The organism is candidate division KSB1 bacterium, assembly GCA_022566355.1.
Lineage (GTDB): Bacteria > Zhuqueibacterota > JdFR-76 > JdFR-76 > DREG01 > JADFJB01.
Genome location: JADFJB010000055.1, coordinates 19,981 through 27,813 on the forward strand (window position 1 = coordinate 19,981; position 7,833 = coordinate 27,813).

General features: G+C 45.3%; 5 protein-coding genes. All 5 read right to left on the bottom strand.

Annotation, left to right across the window (positions count from 1 at the left end):
- Positions 1 to 103: 103 nt before the first annotated feature.
- The gene (locus tag IIC38_11200) at positions 104 to 2,116 is read right to left on the bottom strand and encodes a T9SS type A sorting domain-containing protein (GenBank protein ID MCH8126515.1); all 2,013 of its coding nucleotides are present in this window, start codon (positions 2,114 to 2,116) and stop codon (positions 104 to 106) included.
- 484 nt (positions 2,117 to 2,600) lie between these two features.
- The gene (locus IIC38_11205; GenBank protein ID MCH8126516.1) at positions 2,601 to 3,455 is read right to left on the bottom strand and encodes a hypothetical protein; all 855 of its coding nucleotides are present in this window, start codon (positions 3,453 to 3,455) and stop codon (positions 2,601 to 2,603) included.
- A gap of 15 nt (positions 3,456 to 3,470) precedes the next feature.
- Positions 3,471 to 4,406 carry a DM13 domain-containing protein gene (locus tag IIC38_11210; GenBank protein MCH8126517.1) on the bottom strand — a complete coding sequence of 312 codons (936 nt, stop codon included), beginning with the start codon at positions 4,404 to 4,406 and terminating at the stop codon, positions 3,471 to 3,473.
- A 277-nt stretch (positions 4,407 to 4,683) separates the two neighbouring features.
- Positions 4,684 to 7,314, bottom strand: a complete 2,631-nt coding sequence (locus IIC38_11215; protein MCH8126518.1) for a T9SS type A sorting domain-containing protein — start codon at positions 7,312 to 7,314, stop codon at positions 4,684 to 4,686.
- A gap of 315 nt (positions 7,315 to 7,629) precedes the next feature.
- Complete coding sequence (locus tag IIC38_11220) at positions 7,630 to 7,818, bottom strand: hypothetical protein (GenBank protein MCH8126519.1); 189 nt, start codon at positions 7,816 to 7,818, stop codon at positions 7,630 to 7,632.
- Between the last annotated feature and the right edge of the window lie 15 nt (positions 7,819 to 7,833).

Sequence of the window (7,833 nt, forward strand, 5' to 3'; positions counted from 1 at the left end):
CTGGCCCCTCCTTAAACAAGGAGGAGAAATTCCTCCCCTTGATAAGGGGAGGTTAGGAGGGGTAATTGAGGTAAACAAATTACTACAGCCCGAAAGATTTTCTTTATCTCAGCAAAATGAGCTTCCTAGTTTGGACGAACTTGTCCGTTTTTAACCGATATAAATACACACCGCTGATTAAATGTAGTCCTTCATTGCTCCGTCCGTTCCATAAGATCGAATGTTGACCTGCGGGTCTTTGTTCATTGACCAACCGCCTGACAAGTTGACCAAGTTGATTGTAAATCGTAATTCTGACTAAACCAGCTTTTTCCAAAAAGTACTCAATTTTTGTTTCGGGATTAAAAGGGTTTGGGTAATTTTGAGAAAGAGTATATTGTCCCGGCACGAATCTTTGTGTTGCGATTCCTGTAAGGATTGGTTCTTCGACAATCAAGGTACCGCTAAAACCATGCACAGTATGCTGAATGACGAAACTCCCGGTATCTGTGGGCGTAAACTCAAAAGTCGTAACAGCGCGCGGTCTCACATTACCTGGTTCAGATGGGGAAGGAGCCGTTACCCAAGGTGTAATACTGACCCAATGCTCATCATCAAGGCTAATATTATATATCGTTAAAGGAATACCTTTAAGTACGCGTATGGTCGCAGGATAAAGTTGCGTTTGGGCATTGCTGTGGATAAGCGAAATGCCTTGCAGGCCAAGTTCGATCACCTTGGCATCGGCCGCAGCCGCATCTTCAACGACGAGGATGTCGCCAGTAAAACCGTGACCGATGTTCTGGATTTGATAGGTTCCTACATCTTGAGGGGTAAACTCGACCGTCATAATTTCACCTACACGTACAATGTCAGTTGCATCGATAAAAGGCAGAATGCGCAGACGATTGACGTGTTCACGAGAATTAGTTGTAACCAGAAGCCGCAAAGGTTGACCGGCAAGTGAGATAGCAGGATCAGGAAAGAAATCCGAATAAAGCATTTGAATTACCGATACTACATGCACGGACTCTTGCGCCGGAGTTTCGTTAAGAAGAATTGTTATTGTGTTATCACCGGTGTTGGGAACCGCGAGATCAGGTCTACCATCACCATTGAAATCGCCGGCGACGACAGCATGTGGTGCCAAACCAACCGGGAAGTTTTGCGCATCAGCGAATCCACCCATACCATCGTTCAACAAGACTACTAAGTTATCATTGCCGCCGTCGGCCACAGCCAAGTCACTTTTGCCATCCCCATCAAAATCTTCAATGACGACCGCAAATGAGGCGTCACCGGCAGGGTAGAATGAGGCGGTAAAACCTCCCTGCAGATCCGAAAAAAGTGCGTATACCGTCCCATCCAAACAAGCTACTGCGATATCAGAAATACCGTCCTGATTTAAATCACCTACAGCGATGTTTTTGGGTCCCTTGCCAACCGGGATCGCCGATTCAAAAGCAAATCTGCCCGTTCCATCTCCAGCCAGGACCACCAATGTATCGCTAAAATCGTTGCCTACTGCTAAGTCGATGAAGCCATCACCATTAAAATCGGCTGCCTCTATTGGAACCGGACCATCGCCGGTGTAAAAGTCGCCTACTTTCACAAAATTGCCGTTGCCATCACCCAACAATACGGTGACGTTGTCGTCATCACGATTGGTAACCGCAAGATCTGCATGACCATCTTCATTGAAATCAGAAATCGCAATCCAGCGCGGTCCCCTGCCGGTTGCAAAGAAAGTTGGGACGAGGAAGCTACCTGTACCATCTCCTATAAACACGCTAACAGTGTTGCTATCTCGATTAGCGGTGACCGCATCCAGCAAACCATCCTCATTAAAGTCGCCAGATGCGATGGCATGCGGCGCTTTATGGATGGTAGCAATACTACCCTGCAATGTGAAAGAGCCGGTGCCGGTGCCCAAAATAAGCGAAATTGTTGAGCCAAATATATTTGCAACCGCCAGATCACGATTGCCGTCACGATCCAGGTCAACCAAGATTACCGAGCGTGGACCATTACCGGCCGGTACGGTCATGGACGAAAATTGCAACTTGGGTGTTTGGGCATGAAGTGACGACACTGAAATCATAACAAGTACAAGTAGAGTGGAAGCTAAATGTTTCATGAGAATACTTTCCTTAATATTTGAGAAATGAAATCCGTCATTGGTACCTTTAACGGGTGTTATAACATTTATAATTATGAAATCTTATAGATTTTGAATGAACCCGTCTACAACGCGATATGCAAGTATTATATGATGTTTTTATCCTATAAATCCATTGGAAATCTTGAGTATAGATTATACTTAAGAAACCGGATTCGATTTTGTCCTTTAAGTTGTCTGACCCTCGATTATATTGGAATAAATCAACTCAATTCCCTTCTTGAAGCTCATCTACACATTAATTCAGGAAGTTTATCAATCGCTTCGTCTTGCTTTTTGTCAATCAAATTAGCATAAATTTTGGGTTCTTTTATATCAGTGTCCAAGAAGTTTGGAGACTGTGTAAAGATCAATATCATGTGTCAGACAAGTGTTGCAAAAAGTACGTCTGGCATCTTTTTATTTTAGTCAGTATGGCAGGCTCACCACCTGGATAACTGTTTTATCTTTTCAGAAACAGCCCGAAGGAAAAAACCGATGCTGATAGTGTGTTTTCGGCAAATATCGCACTGTCCACACCAAACGAAATGCCGAGTTTGTCATTCATCGCGTAAACCAACTCCGGCCCATAAGCAAGAAAACTCTGATTATTGGCAAATAATCCGCCCATGCCTCCCATAACCGAATCATTACCATTCTTGAGCGATTGAACACCCGTTGCGCGCAAGATAAAGGTTAGCCTTTGCTTAATTTGGTATCCGAGCTCAAACCCATATCTGAATTCATCGGAATAGCCCTTCGAACGATTGTTAAAACCCGCTTCTGACGCAAAATACACCGGAGTTGGGTAGAAGGAATGGCCAATCTGAAGCGAGACAAACTGATTGAACTCGCCATCGCTGGTGAGCAGACCATTAGCTTGTTGATCGTCTCCTAGCGGCAGGCCAAACATGAACCCAAGGCTCAGCACAGTCGAGCCATCCTGACGTAGACCAAATCGAAATCCAACATCGGCATCGGCAATGCCTGAGATCGCATCACCTTCGAAATAGACAAAGCCACTCTCCTGGCCAACCTGGCGGTTCAACGTAATCCGCTTGTAAAACGGAATATAGGCCACCAAAGTAATTCTATCCGTAAGACCGTGTTCTCCATAAAAACTCAATGTATTATCTCCAAGAGTCGGAATGCTGATTTTATTGCCATTGGGTTCGTAAAACTCATTTGCCCGGATAAAACGAAATCCGATCTTGTAAAAACCACGGCCTTTCTTCTGTGTCCAGCTACCGGCAAACAAAAACGTTGGTAGTGCAATCACGATTAGCAGCATGGAGATGAATCTACTCTTTTCTCGCATCTTAATCCTCCGCATTTATTTCAATTCAGCATAGCCGAAAGTCACATTGAACGGCTTGCAATGGATAATCACCCAGGAATAGGTATCCAATTCGATATCCCCTTGAATTGTATAAAGTTGTTGACCTTGCGTGCTATTCAATCTTTCAACTTCGAGACTGTTTGATCCTACGGAATTCGAAGTAGAGAGATAGACATAAAGTCCGGGACCATTGCTGCTTAAAAAGTTGTCATCGAATTGTAGCAATAGGTTGCCATTATCTTGTTTTTCCATTGTGACCCCACCCCGAACCGTATACGAACTCCCAGGTCGAGGTACGAACTGACCGGACTTTGTTTGGCCGAGCACTTCGAATAGCGCCGGACTACTATCGATACCGTCCACAGTTGCGGTTATTTCCGCGATACCAGGTTTGAGAGCGGTTGCAAGACCGTTTACATCAATGCCCGCTATTTCCGGACTGCCGCTCCGCCACATCACTACCTTTCCGGCAATCGTATCGCCATTCAAGTTTAATACCATCGCTGAGAACTGTATTGTTAGGCCAGGACTACTATTGGCTGAATCGGGAGTTACAATAACGGTCGCCACCTGATTTGGGTCTGTCACGATAGTTAGCAAAACGGGTTCGCTCACAATGTTGTTTACTTTTGCCACTATCTGAACCTGACCCGGCATGATACCGGAAGCAGTGCCATTGTCATCGATAACCGCAATATCTGAATTTGAGCTTGTCCATTGGAAGACTGTCGATTGTACTTGCTGGCCCAAACTGTCGTAGTACGTCGCAGCAAAATCGATGTTTTCGCCTACACGAATCGCGCTGTTTGCTGGCTCTATCTCAATCTTCGGTTCAAAAAGTTGAACCGGATCCTGAATAAAGTCAGTTCCGACACAGCTCGTTGCAAACGTTAAAAGCAATAGAGCTGCTGCCAATTTCTTCCGAAACATATCGCTTACTCCTCACGATTTTTTTTACAATACTTAATCTGTCAGGTTATGAATTAGTAACTTCAACAGCCAAAGATACAGATCAAATTTCACAAATCTATCACAAAACGTTCAAATAACGCTCATATAACCAACCGCGTACCGCGACCTGATTTACAAAATTTATTTCAATTCTTCATCCCAGTTGAGTACAACAATGAGTTCATGCGTAATTCATACGGTCGAGGCACCTCTTTTGCTCGCTCCCACCCTCGCCGTAGCATTTATTACTTAAACCTTATCTCAACAGTATCATCTTCCTGTTCTGAACTTCGTTTCCGGCTGATAATCGATATACATAAACACCGGCGCTAACGGTTTCTCCGTGATTATCTTTGCTATCCCAGGTGACCGATTGATTTCCTGCTGGCTGTCGGTGATCCACCAAAGTGCGCACTTCCTGACCGAGGGAATTGAAAATCCTTAAAATAACCTGTTCACCTCTGGGAAGATCATATGTAATCTTTGTTGCAGGGTTAAAAGGGTTTGGAAAATTTTGCTGCAGCTCGAAACTGGTGGCAACCGGAAACGACCTATCAGGTTCGAGGCCGGTAATGTCGGATAAATCCATTTTGTACATCGAGCGTCCGTGGGTTCCGGCAACCAAAAAATGTTCAGTGGGATGAATCTTCAAATCCGTTACGGTGACCATTGGCATGCCGCTGCCCAGAGCCTCCCAGATTTGCCCGTTGTCGATGCTGATATAAGCGCCGACATCCGTCCCGACATATATAATATTCGCTTCAATTGGATCGATAGCGATAGCATTAATGGGGGCGTTGGGTAAATTACTGCTGATATCTGTCCAGGTTTCAGCCATATTCATAGTACGAAAAATATGCGGTTCCGGATCGTGCCATTTTAGCCCGGAAAAAGTAACGTAGGCGATATTTTCATCCGTCGGATCAACCGCGACCCGGGTGATCCAGCGGTATGGCATGTTGGGACCGGTAACTTCGTTCCAGGTTGCACCAAGATCCGTGCTCAGCCAGACGTGACTATCGTCAGTACCGGCATAAATGATATCGGAATTGGTTGCAGCAACGGCGATAGTGGTAACAGTTCCCAGGCGGGGACCGCCTTCGGTCAAATCAGGGCTGATCGCGGTCCAACTCGCCGCTCCGTTCTCAGTTCGATAAACCCGATTGGTTCCATAATACAACCTCGAAACATTGTTGGGATCCATCACCACTGGTGTTGACCAATTTGTCGGTTCGGACGGATCGATACCATTATTAACTGGTTGAAAGCTCACCCCACCATTGGTGGATTTACCCAAGTCACCGAATTGTGACTCGGAGTAGATGATATTCGGGTTGGTGGGATCAATAATCACATAGAAGCCGTCACCACCGAAAATGAACTCCCAGTCATCCAAGTCACCGGTGAGAGTTCGCGTGGTCCCGTTATCTTGAGTTCCGCCGTATAATCTTTCAGGATTATTGAGGTCCAACCCGATTTCGTAAAATTGAGTGACGGGTAAATCAGCAGTTTCTGTCCATGTTAAACCTCCGTTTGTAGAAATATCGATGCCACCATCATTTCCGGTAATGATATGATCCGAATTTTGGGGATTAAATTTTAGATCATGAAAATCAACATGAAAAAGAGATTCAGCACTCCAGCTAAAACCGCCATCGGTCGTTTGCGAAAGCAAGACGTCCAGGACATACACAATATCGGGATTTTCCGGATGAACTCGCACCTGACCAAAATACCAGCTAAAACCGCCGAAACCATTGGAAAGCTGGTTGTTCGGGTCAGCATCGGTCCAGGTATTACCCTGATCTGTGGTTTTGAAAAGCCCCAGGTATGCTTGCCCATCATTATAAAGTGCATAAATGATATCCGGCTCACTCTGACTGATTGCCAAACCAATACGCCCCACATCTGTGGCCAGAGGATTGGGTAAACCACTGAAATTCGGATCGATCAATTCCCAACTATCGCCGCCATCAAAGCTGCGAAAAATACCGCTGGTTTCGCCGAAAAGATGATTTGACTGCGGACGACGAACCCGTTCCCACATGGCCGCCATCATAAAGGAAGGATTTGTAGGATCCATAACCAGATCAATTGCGCCGGTAGAATCACTAACGAAGAGGACTTGTGACCAACTGGCCCCGCCGTCTTCGCTGCGGTAGATTCCCCGCTCCGGGTTGGGTGCAAAATAAGAGCCGACAGCCGCAACAAACACCCGTTGAGTATTCGTCGGATCGATCAACACCCGGCCGATAGAGACGGTACTCTCCAGGCCCATCAACTGCCAAGTAGAACCGGCATCAATGGATTTATAAATGCCTGCACCCGGGAAATTATTATGACCGCCATTCGGCTCGCCGGTTCCGACGTAAATGATATTCGGGTTGATGGGATCAATCGCAATATCACCCATAGTCAAGATCGCCTGATCATCAAAAATCGGCTCCCAGGTGACACCGGCATCGTTGGATTTGAACATACCGCCAGTGCTGGGAATAGCGTAAATATTATTAGGGTCCAAAGGATCGAATTCGATATCATGAACTCTCCCCTGTACATTGGTTGGCCCGGCAAATTCCCATTGCAAATCGAAACTGATTCGCGAGATTTTCTTCGATCTCATTGCCTGAGCAGTTCTCAACATCTCTAAATGGGCATCTTTTTCCGCTTTCCAGTGAGGAAAAGTTCTCTGTTTCCAGAACCATTCCGAGGGCCGTGGGTCCGGTCCCGAGCCGGGTTTTTCTAAGAGGCGTGTGAAATTCTCGTTCGCATTCGGTGTATTATGCATGAATGAAAAATATATTAAAAGAGCAGCACAAAGCATAAGAGTAAGCAGCACTGATATATGAATAGCCTCTTTTGACAGACCTTTTCGGAAGTTTTTCATGGGGACTTTCCCTATTTGCTCTATTTCGGCTGCATTAAATCTGGGTAGAAACTTGATTGCGACTTCTCGTTCCAGTTTAGTATCTTCAGCTTTATAAACCCATGCCGCCTTCTCCGAGTTTGGACAGGATTACTTAATGGGAAATTGTTTTGCCGCCCATTGTTCACTCTTATTGGAATTACCAAAGCCGAAAACATTGATGGAAATAATTCTAAAGTAATCAATTATATCTTTGTAGTCAAGGTGTTTTGATTCGTGAATAATCATTAGTTCGTCCCCTTAATAAAAATACAATTATTTATAAAGTTGGGAGTTTTAAAAGCCCCTGCCAACCGAAGCCCAGACGGCGGGGCCCAATTTCTCTATCCAAATATGGCCAAGCGGTTGATTTTCAAGCCGTTTATAAATGCCCACATAGAGGCTCTTGAGAAACTCTATTCGCTTCTTGAGTTCTGAGTTGAGAGATACGAACCTTCCCATCATTTTGTCCTCTTCTTCGGACACCTGAGAAACCGCAAC

What these genes read in the sequence shown, in the direction of transcription:
- IIC38_11200 (MCH8126515.1), bottom strand. Translation starts at nt 2,116, where the DNA reads ATGAAACATTTAGCTTCCACTCTACTTGTACTTGTTATGATTTCAGTG.
- IIC38_11205 (MCH8126516.1), bottom strand. Translation starts at nt 3,455, where the DNA reads ATGCGAGAAAAGAGTAGATTCATCTCCATGCTGCTAATCGTGATTGCA.
- IIC38_11210 (MCH8126517.1), bottom strand. Translation starts at nt 4,406, where the DNA reads ATGTTTCGGAAGAAATTGGCAGCAGCTCTATTGCTTTTAACGTTTGCA.
- IIC38_11215 (MCH8126518.1), bottom strand. Translation starts at nt 7,314, where the DNA reads ATGAAAAACTTCCGAAAAGGTCTGTCAAAAGAGGCTATTCATATATCA.